Annotated in this window: 14 protein-coding genes and 1 pseudogene; 8 read left to right on the top strand and 7 right to left on the bottom strand. The window is 72.8% G+C overall.

Annotated elements, in window-relative coordinates; all coding sequences use genetic code 11:
* The 3 genes and pseudogenes from HEQ75_RS26370 to HEQ75_RS29230 form a co-directional block, all read left to right on the top strand.
* Positions 1-392 (top strand): annotated as a pseudogene (locus tag HEQ75_RS26370) (hypothetical protein); the annotation flags it as partial.
* A 225-nt stretch (positions 393-617) separates the two neighbouring features.
* Complete coding sequence (locus HEQ75_RS26365) at positions 618-1,097, top strand: hypothetical protein (RefSeq protein WP_168035109.1); 480 nt, start codon at positions 618-620, stop codon at positions 1,095-1,097.
* A 103-nt stretch (positions 1,098-1,200) separates the two neighbouring features.
* Positions 1,201-1,296 carry a small membrane protein YohP gene (locus HEQ75_RS29230; RefSeq protein ID WP_456237400.1) on the top strand — a complete coding sequence of 32 codons (96 nt, stop codon included), beginning with the start codon at positions 1,201-1,203 and terminating at the stop codon, positions 1,294-1,296.
* Positions 1,297-1,303: 7 nt separating this feature from the next.
* On the opposite strand, the gene HEQ75_RS26360 is transcribed toward HEQ75_RS29230, so the two are convergent.
* Positions 1,304-2,377 (bottom strand): ring-opening amidohydrolase, encoded by a 1,074-nt coding sequence (locus tag HEQ75_RS26360; protein WP_168035108.1) that lies wholly within the window; start codon positions 2,375-2,377, stop codon positions 1,304-1,306.
* Positions 2,378-2,502: 125 nt separating this feature from the next.
* Between HEQ75_RS26360 and HEQ75_RS26355 the strand changes: the two genes are divergently transcribed.
* Complete coding sequence (locus HEQ75_RS26355; RefSeq protein WP_168035107.1) at positions 2,503-3,498, top strand: ornithine cyclodeaminase family protein; 996 nt, start codon at positions 2,503-2,505, stop codon at positions 3,496-3,498.
* On the opposite strand, the gene HEQ75_RS26350 is transcribed toward HEQ75_RS26355, so the two are convergent.
* Positions 3,495-4,544: a ketopantoate reductase family protein gene (locus tag HEQ75_RS26350; protein ID WP_168035106.1), complete on the bottom strand. Its 1,050-nt coding sequence runs from the start codon at positions 4,542-4,544 to the stop codon at positions 3,495-3,497. The two genes, HEQ75_RS26355 and HEQ75_RS26350, sit on opposite strands and share 4 nt — an antisense overlap.
* A gap of 35 nt (positions 4,545-4,579) precedes the next feature.
* Positions 4,580-5,380 carry an SDR family NAD(P)-dependent oxidoreductase gene (locus HEQ75_RS26345; protein ID WP_168035105.1) on the bottom strand — a complete coding sequence of 267 codons (801 nt, stop codon included), beginning with the start codon at positions 5,378-5,380 and terminating at the stop codon, positions 4,580-4,582.
* A gap of 151 nt (positions 5,381-5,531) precedes the next feature.
* Between HEQ75_RS26345 and HEQ75_RS26340 the strand changes: the two genes are divergently transcribed.
* Genes HEQ75_RS26340 through HEQ75_RS26325 form a run of 4 tightly spaced genes read left to right on the top strand, consistent with a single transcriptional unit; the run spans position 5,532 to position 8,865 of the window.
* Entirely contained in the window at positions 5,532-6,239 is a 708-nt protein-coding gene (locus tag HEQ75_RS26340) for an IclR family transcriptional regulator (RefSeq protein WP_168035104.1), read from the top strand.
* Between the two features lie 10 nt (positions 6,240-6,249).
* A complete protein-coding gene (locus HEQ75_RS26335) occupies positions 6,250-6,822 on the top strand; it encodes a carboxymuconolactone decarboxylase family protein (protein WP_168035103.1) in 573 nt (190 codons plus the stop codon).
* Positions 6,819-7,859 carry an amidohydrolase family protein gene (locus HEQ75_RS26330; protein WP_168035102.1) on the top strand — a complete coding sequence of 347 codons (1,041 nt, stop codon included), beginning with the start codon at positions 6,819-6,821 and terminating at the stop codon, positions 7,857-7,859. Before HEQ75_RS26335 ends, HEQ75_RS26330 begins: the two co-directional genes overlap by 4 nt.
* Positions 7,860-7,896: 37 nt before the next feature.
* Positions 7,897-8,865: a Bug family tripartite tricarboxylate transporter substrate binding protein gene (locus HEQ75_RS26325; protein WP_168035101.1), complete on the top strand. Its 969-nt coding sequence runs from the start codon at positions 7,897-7,899 to the stop codon at positions 8,863-8,865.
* Between the two features lie 195 nt (positions 8,866-9,060).
* Here the strand turns inward: HEQ75_RS26325 and HEQ75_RS26320 are convergent, their stop codons facing one another.
* From HEQ75_RS26320 to HEQ75_RS26305, 4 genes are all read right to left on the bottom strand, one after another.
* The gene (locus HEQ75_RS26320) at positions 9,061-9,537 is read right to left on the bottom strand and encodes a MaoC family dehydratase (RefSeq protein WP_168035100.1); all 477 of its coding nucleotides are present in this window, start codon (positions 9,535-9,537) and stop codon (positions 9,061-9,063) included.
* Entirely contained in the window at positions 9,534-11,195 is a 1,662-nt protein-coding gene (locus HEQ75_RS26315) for a hydantoinase B/oxoprolinase family protein (protein WP_168035099.1), read from the bottom strand. Before HEQ75_RS26315 ends, HEQ75_RS26320 begins: the two co-directional genes overlap by 4 nt.
* Positions 11,192-13,252 carry a hydantoinase/oxoprolinase family protein gene (locus HEQ75_RS26310; RefSeq protein WP_168035098.1) on the bottom strand — a complete coding sequence of 687 codons (2,061 nt, stop codon included), beginning with the start codon at positions 13,250-13,252 and terminating at the stop codon, positions 11,192-11,194. Before HEQ75_RS26310 ends, HEQ75_RS26315 begins: the two co-directional genes overlap by 4 nt.
* A gap of 67 nt (positions 13,253-13,319) precedes the next feature.
* A partial coding sequence (locus HEQ75_RS26305; RefSeq protein WP_209318790.1) for a hypothetical protein occupies positions 13,320-13,715 on the bottom strand: 396 nt, incomplete at its 5' end.

Genomic DNA, 13,715 nt, shown 5'->3' with positions numbered 1-13,715 from the left:
TGCCGCAGGCGCGCGCCGATGGCGCGGCCTTCGCCGCAGCGCTGCGCGCGGTGCTGGCGCGCTGCGGCGCGCAGGCGGTGGTGACGCCAGGCTGGCCCTTCGCCGCGCCGCCCGTGGCGGCGACCACGGTCGCGGTGGAAGGCCGCCTGGTGCCGCTGGACCCGCTGCGCAGCCTGTTCATGCGCACGGCCAATGCGGCGGGCGCGCCGGCGCTGGTGCTGCCGGCCGGCATCTACCCGGCCGCAGGCGTGCCCTTCGGCCTGCACCTGCTGGGCGCGGCCGGCACGGATGGCGCGCTGCTGGCGCTTGCGCGGCGGGTTGAGGCCGCCCTGCCCAGGTCGCCGTCGCCGCCGGTGGCGCGTCACCCGTCCGGCAGCACCAACCTGACCTGACCCGCGGCGCGGCGCCTCGGCAGCCTGGCCGGAACGCGCGCGGGATGATCCTGCAGCCCTGGCATTGTTCGCCAGGGGGAAGACTTCCGAACCGATGGCGCGCGGTCCCGTTGTGTCGGCGGCCGGTCAAGAGACCCGACGCGGTCTCAGTGCACCCACGGGTGTCGCGCCGGCGCGCTTGCCGCTGACGACAAGCGAATCCACGAAACCAACGGAGCCTCCAACATGAAGCATCTTCTTTCGACGACCGCCATGGCCGCAGCGCTGATCCTGGGCGGCCACGGCCTGGCCCAGGCGCAGTCCGGCACGACCGCCCCGATGGGCAGCACGATGTCCAGCGGCAGCACCACCATGACCCGCATGAGCGAGGATTCGATCCGCACCGCCCTGGAGGCGCGCGGCTACTCCGACATCGAGGGCCTGGAGCGCGACGGCGACACCTTCAAGGTCAGCGAGGCCCAGCGCTACGGCAAGGATGTCGAGGATCTCGAGATCGACGCCCGCACCGGCCAGGTCCGCAACGAGGATCGGCTGACCGAGGACCAGGCGCGCAGCATGCTGAGCGACCGCGGCTATTCCGATGTCAGCGATGTCAGCCGCGATGGCGACACCATCACCGCCAAGGCCAAGCGCAACGACCGCGAGGTGAACCTGCGCATCGACGCGAACACCGGCGTCGTGACGCAGCAGCAGGCCAGCAACTGAATTGAGCCCTGGCAACAGGCGCGGCGCGACCGCGCCGCGCCGGACCAGCATCCGGCCACGCGGCGCCCGCGCCGCGTGGCTTGACGCGTGACGGAGACAGGACATGGGCGGATTGCTGAAACTCGTGGGCGGCGCGGCCGGGATCATCTTCCTGATCGGCCTGCTTGTGGTGATCGGGCTGCTGGCGCTGATCTTCTGAGGGCGCGTCAGCCCCGCACCACCATCGCCGCCAGGCCACCACCCGGCGGTGCCTGCTGTTCCGCGCCGCCGCTGATGAAGCTGCGCGTGGTGCCGAAGATCGCGCCGACCAGCCCGCTTGCGACGGGGCGCAGATGCTTGTCGGCATCGAACTCGCTTTCGAAGACCGTCGTGCGACGCCCACGCAGCTGTCCGCCCGGGCGGATGCCGACCTTGAGGAACAGCGCCTCCGGCGCGCTGCCGGTGAACAGCCCGTGCGCATCCGGCGCCAGGCCCGCGCGGCGCGCCAGGCGCAGCAGCGCGGGGGCGTCCAGGATATCCGCCAGGGGTTCGCTCTCCAGCCGCAGATCGCCGCCGGCGCCAGGGATATTGGCCAGCAGGATGACCTCGTTGTGTGCCAGCTCGGTGCCGGAGACGGCCATCACCCGGCGGCTGTGCAGCGTGGTATCGCGGCCGATGGCGGCATCCTGCACACGATCCGAATCCACCTCACCCAGGGCGATGCCGGCGCCCAGCGCGGCCACGGCGCGGGCGAAGGCGGTGGAGCCGGCGCGGGCAGCCACGCCTGGCGGCAGCTCCGCCAGGTGCCGGCGCGGCAGCACCGGGCTTTTCACGAAGACCAGCGCCACCTGATCCGCCGTGGCGCCGGCATCGGCCATCGCCGCGCGCACCGCTTCCGCCACCGCCAGCGCATGGGCCCGGCCCCCGCGATCCGCCACCGGAATGGCGGGGGAGGTGGCGACGCCGAGCGCCAGGCGCGCGGGCCCGGCCGGGTCGCGTGGCGCGTCCTCCGTCAGCTCGGCCATCAGGTAGCCGAAGGGCGTGATGACGCCCTCGCAGCCGGTGGAGAACACCATCGTGGTGCGCGCCAGCATCGCCTCGCCTAGCACGTTGCGCACGGCGGCGGTGGCGGCGTTGAGGGCCAGTTCCCGGGAGAAGTCGTTCAGCGTCGCGGTGCCCTCGGTCTTGCCGAGGATGGCGAGGCGGCGGATGCGCCCCGCCTGCAGGGCGGAAAGGCGCTGCGCCAGGGCGCGCGCATCGCCGGGGCCGTCGCAATCATGCGCGGAGAGCAGAAGGGTCATGCGGGTATCCTTGCGCGCGCCGCGCGCAGGGACAAGGTCGCGCGCCGCGCGCAGGGACAAGGCCGCGCGCGCCGGGGTTGCCCGGATGCCGCACGCGACGCACCATCGGCGCGTTCGGAGGATTCATGGCCCAAGACGATCGCTTCCTGATCCTGCGCGAGGGCGAGGCCGAGGGCCTGGTGATGCCGACCGAGGCGCTGGAGGCCATCGAGGCCGCCTGGCGCGACTACGGCACCAGCCGCCAGGTGCTGTCCCGCCCTTCCTCGCAGTCGCTGGCCTGCGGCGACACGGTGTTCAAGGTGAAGGGCGCGGTGCTGCCCGGCGCCGGGCTCGCCGGCTTCCGCCTGGTGGCCGACAACCGCGATGCGGAGGGCGAGACGACGCGGGACTGGTTCTGGCTGGCGGAAGCCGCCGGCGGCCGACCGGTGGCGCTGGTCGAGGCGTTCTGGCTGCATTGCCTGCGCACGGCCGCGACCGGCGCGCTGGCGGCGCGGATGCTGGCGCCGCCCGGCCTGCGCCGCGCCGCGCTGGTCGGCGCCGGGCGGATCGGCGCGCATCTGCTGCCGGCGCTGGCCGCGGCGATGCCGGGGCTGGAGGTGGTCTCCGTCGCTTCCCGCCGCATCGAGGCGGTGGAGGCGTTCTGCCGCCGCGCCCAGCCCGGCCTGCCCTTCGCGTTGCGCCCGGCCGGCAGCGCGGCGGAGGCCTGCCTGGGTGCGGAGCTTGTGCTGACCATCACCAACGCCACCGCGCCCGTGCTGCACGCCGCGCATCTGGCGCCGGGGGCCACGGTGATCGGGTTGGGCGATACCGAGATTGCTGCCGACGTGCTGGGGTGGGCGGACCGCTTCGTGGTGGACGATCTGTCCTTCGCGCTGCAGACCGGCAGCGTTGCCGGATGGGTGGCCTCCGGCGCGGTGACGGCGGCGCAGGTGGCGGCGCGGCTCGATGCCGATATCGGCGAATTGGCCGCCGGCCTGAAGCCCGGCCGTCGTGCGCCCGGGGACGCGGTGCTGGCCGTGGTGCAGGGCATGGCGGTGGGCGACCTTGCCACCGTCGCGCTCGCCTGGCGCAAGGCGCGCGAAGCGGGGCTTGGGGCGCGCGTGGACCTGGCCCGGGCCTAGAGACCCTGCACCAGCGAGGGGTGCGGCGTCAGGTCGCCGCGCTCGATGCGCAGCATGATGTCGTGCACCCGCGCATGCAGGCCGGCATCCACGCCGACCTCCGCGCCACGCCGCGCGACGAGGCCGCTGATCGCCTCCGTCTCCGTGCGCCGGCCCTTGCGCACATCCTGGCCCATGGAGGGCCGCTGGTCGGCGCTGCGGGAATTGTTGTGCGCCAGGATCTGCCGGGTGATCGCCGCCATCGCCTCCGGCTCCGATTCCGCCCGTGCCAGCAGGTCGATATCCAGCCCACTGATGGATTCCAGCGAAAGCCCCAGCGCGCGGCCGACGCGCACGCATTGGCTGCCGAGCCGGATGCTGAGCGAGCGCGCGGCCTCATCCGCGTCACGCGCCGGGCCGGCCAGGCCGGTCATGGCGGAGACCGGGTTGCGCATGGCGTTGATGGTCAGCTTGGACCAGCGCTCGCCCCAGATGTTGGTGGTGACGCGCGCACTGTCGGCGGCTTCCAGCAGGGCGGCGATGGCGGTGGCGCGCGGCGTGACGCGGCCATGCACCTCACCCACCCGCATGCCGATGGCGGTCGCCGTGCCGCGGCGGGAATTGCGCTGCACAAGGGCCGGGCCCAGCAGCTCCGCCGCCAGCAGCCCGATCGCGCAGCCGATGACGCGGCCCCAGCCGGCGACGGCCGCGATCGCATCCTCGTTGATGCCGTTCTGCAGCGAGACGATGGGCGCCTGCGGGGCCAGCAGCGGCAGCATCATCGCCGTCGCCCAGGGGGTGTCGTAGGACTTCACCGCCAGGAAGCCGATGTCGAAGGCAGGTTCGCGCAGCAGGGTCGCCAGGTCGCTGAGGTGCAGGGCGCGCACCGGCGTGGTGTGGCAATCCTCCGGCTCCATGGCGCGGATGGTCAGGCCCTCCGCGCGCATCGCCGCCACATGCTCCGGCCAGGGATCGACCAGCGTCACATCCTGCCCGGCACGGGTCAGCTTCGCGCCGAAATAGCCGCCAACGGCGCCGGCGCCGAGGATCAGGATGCGGGGGGGCATGCGGGTTGGTTCCTTCGGCGGGCTCTGGCAGACGTTCAGCCGCAGCGGACGGACATGCCGCCATCCACCACCAGCTCCGTCCCGGTGATGAAGCGGGCTTCTTCGGAAGCCAGGAACAGCACGGCATTCGCCGTGTCCCGACCATCCCCGGCGAAGCCCAGCGGAATGCGCGCCAGGCGCTGCGCGAGCAGTGCCTGCACGTCGCCGCCGGCGCGCTGGCCGGCCAGCCGCACCTCCACCATCGGCGTGTGCATCTGCCCCGGCACCACCGTGTTCACCCGGATGCCCTGAGCCGCGTACTGGATGGCGACGACGCGCGAGAGCTGGATGACGCCGGCCTTGGACGCCGCATAGGCCACCTGCGCCGCGCCGGTCCAGCGGATGCCGGAGGTGGAGGCAAGGTTGACGATGGCGCCGCCGCCGCCCTGCTGCATCACCGGGATCACATGCTTGCAGGTCAGGAACACGCTTTTCAGGTTGGTGTCGATCTGCGTGTCCCAGACCTCCTCCGCCATCTCCACCGGCCCGCCGGCGGCGGAACCGCCGACATTGTTCACCAGCACATCGATGCGGCCATGCCGCGCGGCGATGTCGGCCACCAGCGCGGCGACCGCCTGGCTGTCCGTGACATTGCCCTGCCGGGCCTCGAACCGGCCACCGGCCTCGGCGATGCGCTCGGCGGTCTCGGCCATGGACTCCGGGTTGCGGTCGAGGCCGATCACGGTCGCGCCTTCGCGCGCGAACCCCACGGCGATGGCGCGGCCATTGCCCCAGCCGGGGCCGACGGAGCCGGCGCCGGTGACCAGCACGACACGCCCGGCGAAACGAGAGGACATGGGGGATCTCCTTCCGCGCGGCGTTACCGCGCCTCTCCACCCTGTGCAAGGCACTTCCATCGGATGGAATGTGCGGGTAGCCTCCCGCCCTGTGAGGAAACCGGGCACAACATCGCCGCGCCCAACCGCGACGGCCACGGAGCCGCCGGCCATGGAGAAGACGGGCCAGGAGGAGGGCCATGTCCGCGCCGTGGACCGCGCCCTGGTGCTGCTGGCCGCCTTTCGGGAGGAGGACGGGCCGCTGCCGCTGGGCGAGCTGGCGCGGCGCAGCGGCCTGCACCTGACCACCGCCCTGCGCCTGCTGGGCACGCTGGAAAGCCACGGCTTCGTGCAGCGCCTGCCCCCCGGCGGCTATGTGCTGGGCGCCACGCTGCTGCTGCTGGGCGAACGCTTCCGCCGCACCCTGCGCCTCGATGACCATGTGCGCCCGGCGCTGGAACGGCTGCGCGTGGAAAGCCAGGAAAGCGCCGCCTTCTTCGTGCGGGAGGAGGCGCAGCGCCGCTGCCTCTTCCGGCTGGACAGCCCGCAGCGCGTGCGCGACCACGCGCGGGTCGGGGAGGCGCAGCCGCTCGGCATCGGCGCGCATGGCCGCGCCCTGCTGGCGCTGGACCCGCCGCCGGCGGAACGCCCGCGCCTGCCCATCATCAGCCGCGGCGAACGCCTGGCCGATGTCGCCGCCATCGCCGCCCCGGTGCTGGGGGCGGGCGGCCTGCTGGCAGGCTCGATCGGCATCACCATGCCGCTGTACCGCTTCGGGCCCGAGTCGGAGCGGCTGTGCACCGCCCTGGTGATGCGGGAGGCACTTTCCGTCACCGCGGCGCTGGGCGGCGACCCCACGCCCATCGCGGCCCTGGCCTGAGGAGCAACACATGGCGCGACTGACCCTGCCCGAGGAAGCCGACCGCACGCCGGACCAGCAGGCGGTCTGCGCGGAGGCTGTCTCCGGCCTGCGCGGCCGCGTGCCGGCGCCGATGATCGCCTGGGTGCGCAACCCGGAACTGGCGCGCCGCGCGCAGAAGCTGGGCGAGCTGCTGCGCTACCAGACGACGCTGGAGCCGAAGCTGAGCGAGCTGGCCATCCTGGTCACCGCGCGGCACTGGACCTCGCATTACGAATGGACGGTGCACAAGCGGGAAGGGCTGAAGGCCGGCATGGACCCGGCCGTGGTGCAGGCGATCGCGGCGCGGCAGGAGCCGGTGCTGGCCGATGCGCGCGAACGGGCGGTGTACGACGTGGCGCGCACCCTCGTCGGCACCGCGCGCCTGCCGCAGGCGCTGCACGACCACGGCACGGCGGTGCTGGGCGAGCGCGGGATGGTCGAGCTGGTGGCGCTGCTGGGCTACTACAGCATGGTCGCGCTGACGCTGAACGCCTTCGAGATCGGCCTGCCGGACGCCCATGCGCCCGAACTGGAAGAGCCCGAACGGGAGGAAGCGCCATGAATGCGCCGACACAGCACCACTACCTGCCGGTGCGGGAGGACTGGCTGGCATCGCGCCAGGAGGAGATCCTGGACCCCGGCCAGCTGATCATCGACCCGCACCACCATCTGTGGGACCGGCCCGGCTGGCGCTACATGCTGGACGAGATGCTGGCCGATATCCGCACCGGCCACGATGTGCGCGCCACCGTCTTCATCCAGGCCCGCGCCATGCACCGCGCGGCGGGGCCGGAGGCGATGCGCCCGGTGGGGGAGACGGAATTCGCCAACGGCATCGCCGCCATGTGCGCCAGCGGCGGCTATGGCGATGTCCAGCTCTGTGCCGGCATCGTCGGCTTCGCCGATCTGCGGCTGGGCGATGCGGTGCGCCCGGTGCTGGAGGCGCATCTGCGCGCCGGCGGCGACCGCTTCCGCGGCATCCGCCACATCGCGACCTGGGACCCGGAGCCGGCGCTGCTGAACCCGGCCTACCAGCCGGCGGAAGACATGCTGGACAGCGCGGCCTTCCGCCAGGGCTTCGCGCATCTCGGCGCGCTCGGCCTCAGCTACGATGCCTGGCTGTATTTCCACCAGATTCCGCGCCTGACGGCCCTGGCGCGCGCCTTCCCGGCCACGCCCATCGTGCTGGACCATTGCGGCGGCATCCTCGGCATCGGGCGCTTCGCGGGAAGGCGCGACGAGGTCTTCCCCGAATGGCAGCGGGTGATGCGCGACCTCGCCACCTGTCCGAACGTGATGGTGAAGCTCGGCGGGCTTGGCATGCGGCTGCCCGGCTTCGGGCTGGAGATGGGCGAGACCGCGCCTTCCTCCGAACAGCTTGCCGAGGCCTGGCGCCCCTGGATGGAAGCCTGCATCGCGATCTTCGGCCCCGACCGCTGCATGTTCGAGAGCAACTTCCCCGTCGACAAGGGCGGCTTCGGCTACGCCGCCGGCTGGAACGCCTTCAAGCGCCTGGCCGCCGGGGCCTCGGCCGAGGCGAAGGCGGATCTGTTCTGGCGCAGCGCCAGCCGCTTCTACCGCCTGCCCGGCTTTGCCTGAACCAAGCCTGCACCCAAGCCTGCACAAGGAGGAAACCATGATCCGTCGTCTTGCCCTGGGGGCGCTGCTCGGCGCGCTTGTCGCCCTGCCCGCCATGGCCCAGTCCAACTGGCCGAACCGCCCCATCCGCCTGATCGTGCCCTTCGGCGCCGGCGGGCCCAGCGACATCGTCGCCCGCATCATCGCGCCGAAGATCGCCGCCACGCTCGGCCAGCCCGTGGTGGTGGACAACCGCGCCGGCGCCGGCGGTGTCACCGGCGTCGATGTCCTCGCGCGGTCGGAGCCGGATGGCTACACCTACGGCATGGGCAGCGCCGGCGGCCTGGCGATCTCGCCCAACCTCGACCGCGGCACGCCCTACAACCCGCTGACCGACCTGGCGCCGATCACCCTGGCGGTGCTGGTGCCGGAACCCCTCGTGGTGCCGGCGGCGACCAACTTCCGCACCATGCAGGACCTGCTGACGGCGGCCCGCGCCCGGCCCGGCGCGCTGAATTTCGGCTCCACCGGCTCCGGCAGCATGCCGCATCTGGCGGCGGAGCAGCTGCGCGCGGCCAGCGGCATCGACATCGTCCACATCTCCTACCGCTCCGGCGGCGCACTGGCGACGGCGATCCTGACGAACGAGGTGCAGCTGGGCTTCGCCGACCTGCCGGTGCTGCTGCAGCACATCCGCGCCGGCTCGATGAACGCGCTGGCGGTCGGCACGCCCGAGCGCCTGTCCTGGCTGCCGGAGGTGCCGACGATGAAGGAGGTCGGCATGCCGACGGTCGATGCCAGCAACTGGCACGGCATCGTCGCGCCGGTGCGGGTGCCGGAGCCGATCCTGGCCGCGCTGCACCGCGCGACGGCGGGCGCGCTGCGTGACCCGGAAGTGGTGCGGCTGCTGAGCGCGCAAGGTGCGATCCCCGGCGGCAACAGCCGCGAGGAATTCGGCGCCTTCCTGCGGCGCGAGAACCAGAAGTGGGGCGAGGTGATCCGCGCCAACAACATCCGCGCGGACTGACGCTTCTTGGCCTTGCCCTCAGGCGCCGGGCGCGGCCTTTGGCCGCTCGGCCCTGCGGGCCGCAGGCACAAGGATCGTCTCGCCCGGCCGGGCTGGAGCCGTTTCACCGCAAGCGAAGACGGTGAAACGGCTCCAGCTTATTGTTCCGGCGCATTTTCCGAGTCGCCTTGCGAAGCCGCAAGGCTTGAAGATCCTCTAAGCGGCCGGGCGGCGCCGCAGCAGGTAGCGCTGCGTGCCCTCCATCACCCGCACGCCGCGCTGGTTGTGCACGGTGCTTTCCATCCCCAGCACGCCGGTGCTGCGCTGGCCATCCAGCCTTGCCACGCGCAGCGAGGGATACAGCGTGTCGCCAACGAAGACGGGGGCGAGGAAGCGGCTGGACTGGTCGAGGAAGGCCTTCAGGCTGTCCTCCACCAGGAAGGGGAACAGCCCGGCACCCGCCGCCGTCTGGATCGCCACCTGGAAGCCATGCGCCAGCATCTGCGGCAGGCCGCGGGCGCGGCAGAATTCGACGTCGTAGTGGATCGGGTGGTTGTCGCCGGAGGCCGCCTGGAAGGCGAGGAAGATCGCCTCCGTCATCGTCCGGCTGGGCAGGTTGAACACCTCCCCCAGCGTGAAATCCTCGAACCAGCGCTGCGGCGCCAGGCGGTGCGCCGCCGGGTCGAAGCTCATGCCAGGTAGCCCATGCGGCGGTCACGCGCCGCCAGCGCCGGGTCGCGCTCCCCCGGCGCACCGAAGCCGCCGCCGCCGGAGGTTGAAAGCCGCACGATATCGCCCTGCACCAGCGGGACGTTGTCCGATTTCGGCGGGATCGGCGTGGCCTTGCCGTCGCGCAGCAATTCCAGCCTTCCGGTGCTGGCGGGCAGTCCGCCGGCCAGGCCGTAGGGCTGGCTGAAGAAGCGGTCCATGTTCGCGGTGAAGAAGCAGCGCGCGGAATCGATGCGCCATTCGCGCACCAGCCCCAGCCCGCCACGCCAGGTGCCGTCGCCGCCCGTGCCCGGCAGCAGCGCGTAGCGCATGATGGTCAGCGGCATCTGCGCCTCGATCATCTCCACCGGGATGTTGCTGTTGTTGTGCATGCCGCTGGCATAGGCGCTGACGCCATCCTTGTGCGGCGTGGCGCCCGAGCCGCCGATCTCGATCTCCACCAGCACGTCGCGCCGCGCATCCGCGCGGACCGTCTGGAAGGTGGTGACGTAGGAACAGCCGTAATAGGCGGCGGGGATGCGTTCCGGCACCGCCTGGTGCAGCGCGCCATACATCGCATTCAGCAGCCGGTGCGTCACCGCGACGCGGTGCGCGACGGGCGCCGGGGCGCGCGCATTCACCACCAGCCCTTCCGGCGCCACCACGGTGATGGGCCGGTAGCAGCCGGCATTCATCGCCAGGCCGCCGCCGCGGCCGCCGCCCAGCGCCGCGCTCATCAGCGCGAACATCACCGCGGCGTTGCTGCTGGCGAGCGTCGCATTCGTCGGCCCCTGCACCTGCGGCGAGCAGCCGGAGAGGTCCACCAGCGCCGTGTCGCCGGCGATGGTCAGGCGCACATGCAGCCGGATCTCGCGGCCCAGGTCGATGCCGTCATCGTCCAGCCGGTCGGTGAAGTCGTAGGTGCCGTCCGGCATCTCGGCCAGCGCGGCGCGCATCGCCGCCTCGCTCATGTCGAGGATGCGGCGCCCGGCCTCCAGCATCGCCGCCGCGCCGAAGCGCAGCGCCAGCCGCGCCAGCGCCTGGCGGCCCACCTCCAGCGAGGCGATCTGGCTCTGCAGATCGCCCAGGAGCAGGTCCGGCTTGCGGATGTTCTGCCGGATGATCGCCCACACCGCCTCGTTGCGCACGCCTTTCTCGATGAGCTTCACCGGCGGGATGCGCAGGCCTTCCTGGAAGATCTCGGTGGCCTTGGAGGGATAGCTGCCCGCCACCAGCCCGCCGACATCGATGTGGTGGCACAGCGTGCCGACATAGGCGATGCGCGCGCCTTCGTGGAACACAGGGCGGAAGGCGATGATGTCCGGCAGGTGCTGGCCGCCGCAATAGGGGTCGTTGGTGATGACGACGTCGTCCGGCCCCCAATCCTCCGCCCGCACATGGTCGGACAGCAGCGTGCGCAGCGCCGCGCTCATGCTGTTCAGATGGCCGGGGATGCGCGCGGATTGCGCCAGGTTCCAGCCTTCCGCGTCGAACACGGCGGTGGAGTAGTCCAGCAACTCGCGCACGATGGTGCTGCGGCTGGTGCGCCAGACGGTGACGTCCATCTCCGCCGCCGCCGCGGTCAGCGCGTTGCGGATCACCTCGATGTCGATCGGACCCAGTTTCGTCTCGGGCGTGGTCATGCCGCCGCATCCTTCCGCGCGATGATGGCGCCTGCCGCGCCCAGCCGTGCCGTCCAGCCCTGCGGCAGCACATGGGTGGCGAAGGCTTCCTCGATGATCGCGGGGCCGTGCAGCACATCCGCCGCGCCCAGCGCCTCCCGGTCCCAGACGCCGGCTTCCACCCAGGCGCCGCCGGCGAAGATCTTCCGGGCGCCCTTGCGCGCGGGACGATCCGCCTTCGCAGGCGATGCGGGGGCCGGGCGGGGCAGGCGGCCCGTGGCGGTGACGCGCAGCGTGACGATCTCCACCGCCTCCTCCTCCGCCGCGTAGGAGAAGCGCTGGCGGTGCGTGGCGTGGAAGCGCGCGGCGAGGTACGCCAGCGCGGTCGCATCGGGGGCCAGCACGTCGCCCCAGGGCACCAGCAGCTCGAAGGCCTGGCCGTGGTAGCGCATGTCGGCGGCGACGCTCAGCGCGCGATCCGCCTCCGCCACGCCGTCCCGCGCCAGCCGTGCCGCGGCCTCCGCGCGCAGTTCCGCGATCAGTGCGGCGAGGCCGGGCAGCGCCGCCTCGTCCAGCGTGAACAGGCGCGACCGCGCGATGTCCTGCACCAGGTCGGAGAACAGGATGCCGTAGGCGGAAAGCGTGCCAGGCTCCCGCGGCAGGATCACCTGCTCCATGCCCATCTCCTCGGCGACGGCCACGGCATGCAGGCCGCCGGCGCCGCCGAAGGACAGCAGCGCGAAGTCGCGCGGGTGCAGCCCCTTCTCGAACAGCGAGAGCCGCACGGCAGCAGCCAGCGCGGCATTGGTCAGTGCCAGCATGCCCTCCGCCGCCGCGGCGCCGTCCAGGCCCAGCCGGGCGCCCAACGCCGCCAGCGCGGCATGTGCCGCGCCCATGTCCAACTGCATGGCACCGCCCAGGAAGAAGTCGGGGTCGAGCCGGCCGAGGGCGAGGTTCGCATCCGTCACCGTGGGTTCCGTCCCGCCACGGCCATAGGCGACGGGGCCGGGCCTGGCGCCGGCGCTGCGCGGGCCGACCACCAGCCGCCCGCCGGCCTCCACCGCGGCGATGGAGCCGCCGCCGGCGCCGATCGTGCGCATCTCCACCATCGGCAGGCGCACCGGCAGGCCATCCACCTCGCCCTGCGTCACCAGCGCCACGCGGCCCTCCTGCACCACGGAGACGTCGTAGCTGGTGCCGCCCATGTCCACCGCGACCAGGTTCGGCTGCGCCAGTTCACCGGCGAGGCGCGACGCCGCCAGCGCCCCGCCGGAGGGGCCGGACAGCAGCAGCCGCGCCGGCTGTTCCGCCGCCGTCTCCAGGCTGCACACGCCGCCATTGGACTGCACCAGGAAGATGCGCGGCGCGAAGCCATCCCGGCCGAGCCGCGCCGCCAGCCGCCGCAGATAGTCCCGCACCACCGGCACCAGCAGCGCGTTCAGCACGGTGGTGCTGCTGCGCTCATACTCGCGGATTTCCGGCGAGATGTCGGAGGAGAGCGAGACCGGCAGGCCGGGATGCGCCGCCAGGATCGCCGCGCGCAGCGCGCGTTCATGCGCCGGGTTGGCGTAGGCATGCAGCAGGCTGATGGCAATGGCCTCGGGCTGCAGCGCATCCAGCCGCTGCAGCAGCGTGCCGAGGTCGAGCGGCACCTCCACGCTGCCATCGGCGCGCAGCCTTTCGCGCACGCCCAGGCGGCGGTCACGCGGGATCAGGCAGGGGAAGGGGTCCGGCGCCAGGCCGTAGACGTCGCGCCGCACATGGCGCGTGATCTCCAGCACATCCTCGAAGCCCTGCGTCGTCACCAGCGCGCCGCGCGCCAGCCGGCGTTCCAGCACGGCGTTGGTGGCGATGGTGGTGCCGTGCAGCAGCAGGCCGACATCGGACAGCGCGAAGCCGAAGCGCTCGGCGGCCTCCCGCACACCGGTCAGCAGCCCGTCCGAGGGATCCTCCGGCGTCGTCGGCGTCTTCCAGGCGCGCACCTCGCCGTGGCGCGCATCCAGCACCTGCAGGTCAGTGAAGGTGCCGCCGATATCGACCGCAATTCGAACGGGTCGCGGCGGGTCCTGTTGCGGCATGCGGGGCGGCCTGTCCTGTCAGCTTCGCGAAGCATAGGCAGGCGGCGCGCGTGGCGCCAAGCCGGGTTCAGCGTTCGGCGGCGCCGGCCGGCAGCCACAACTCCAGCAGGCCGCGCTCGGGCGGCGGCGTGTAGTGGGTGAAGTCCTGCACGCGCCAGGGCGGGCCGAGCGCCATGGCCAGGCGCTGCGCGGCGTCGGCATCCCCGGCATGGAAGAATCGCAGCAGCGCATCGCGCGGCGTGGCGCGCACGCGCACGGTCTGCGCCGCGGCGCCCGTCGCCTGGCGCATCACCGCCCCACGCAGCGCCTCGGCCCTCGCCTCATCGGCCGGCCGGTGATGGATCACGATGCGCAGGGCGGCGGCCGGCGGCGCCTCCGGCACCGCCAGGCTGGCGGGCAGCGCGGGCGCTGCGGGCGGCGGTGGCGGCAGCCCGACGATGGCCTGCCGCGCCGCCGGCCGCGC

Origin of the sequence: Falsiroseomonas selenitidurans, assembly GCF_012103215.1 — a bacterium.
Lineage (GTDB): Bacteria > Pseudomonadota > Alphaproteobacteria > Acetobacterales > Acetobacteraceae > Falsiroseomonas > Falsiroseomonas selenitidurans.
This window is presented reverse-complemented; position numbering and strand designations above follow the sequence as displayed.

Coding starts and splice junctions, on each gene's coding strand:
- HEQ75_RS26365 (WP_168035109.1), top strand. CDS start 618: ATGAAGCATCTTCTTTCGACGACCGCCATGGCCGCAGCGCTGATCCTG.
- HEQ75_RS26355 (WP_168035107.1), top strand. CDS start 2,503: ATGGCCCAAGACGATCGCTTCCTGATCCTGCGCGAGGGCGAGGCCGAG.
- HEQ75_RS26325 (WP_168035101.1), top strand. CDS start 7,897: ATGATCCGTCGTCTTGCCCTGGGGGCGCTGCTCGGCGCGCTTGTCGCC.
- HEQ75_RS26315 (WP_168035099.1), bottom strand. CDS start 11,195: ATGACCACGCCCGAGACGAAACTGGGTCCGATCGACATCGAGGTGATC.
- HEQ75_RS26350 (WP_168035106.1), bottom strand. CDS start 4,544: ATGCCCCCCCGCATCCTGATCCTCGGCGCCGGCGCCGTTGGCGGCTAT.
- HEQ75_RS26345 (WP_168035105.1), bottom strand. CDS start 5,380: ATGTCCTCTCGTTTCGCCGGGCGTGTCGTGCTGGTCACCGGCGCCGGC.
- HEQ75_RS26335 (WP_168035103.1), top strand. CDS start 6,250: ATGGCGCGACTGACCCTGCCCGAGGAAGCCGACCGCACGCCGGACCAG.
- HEQ75_RS26330 (WP_168035102.1), top strand. CDS start 6,819: ATGAATGCGCCGACACAGCACCACTACCTGCCGGTGCGGGAGGACTGG.
- HEQ75_RS26310 (WP_168035098.1), bottom strand. CDS start 13,252: ATGCCGCAACAGGACCCGCCGCGACCCGTTCGAATTGCGGTCGATATC.
- HEQ75_RS26360 (WP_168035108.1), bottom strand. CDS start 2,377: ATGACCCTTCTGCTCTCCGCGCATGATTGCGACGGCCCCGGCGATGCG.
- HEQ75_RS26340 (WP_168035104.1), top strand. CDS start 5,532: ATGGAGAAGACGGGCCAGGAGGAGGGCCATGTCCGCGCCGTGGACCGC.
- HEQ75_RS29230 (WP_456237400.1), top strand. CDS start 1,201: ATGGGCGGATTGCTGAAACTCGTGGGCGGCGCGGCCGGGATCATCTTC.
- HEQ75_RS26320 (WP_168035100.1), bottom strand. CDS start 9,537: ATGAGCTTCGACCCGGCGGCGCACCGCCTGGCGCCGCAGCGCTGGTTC.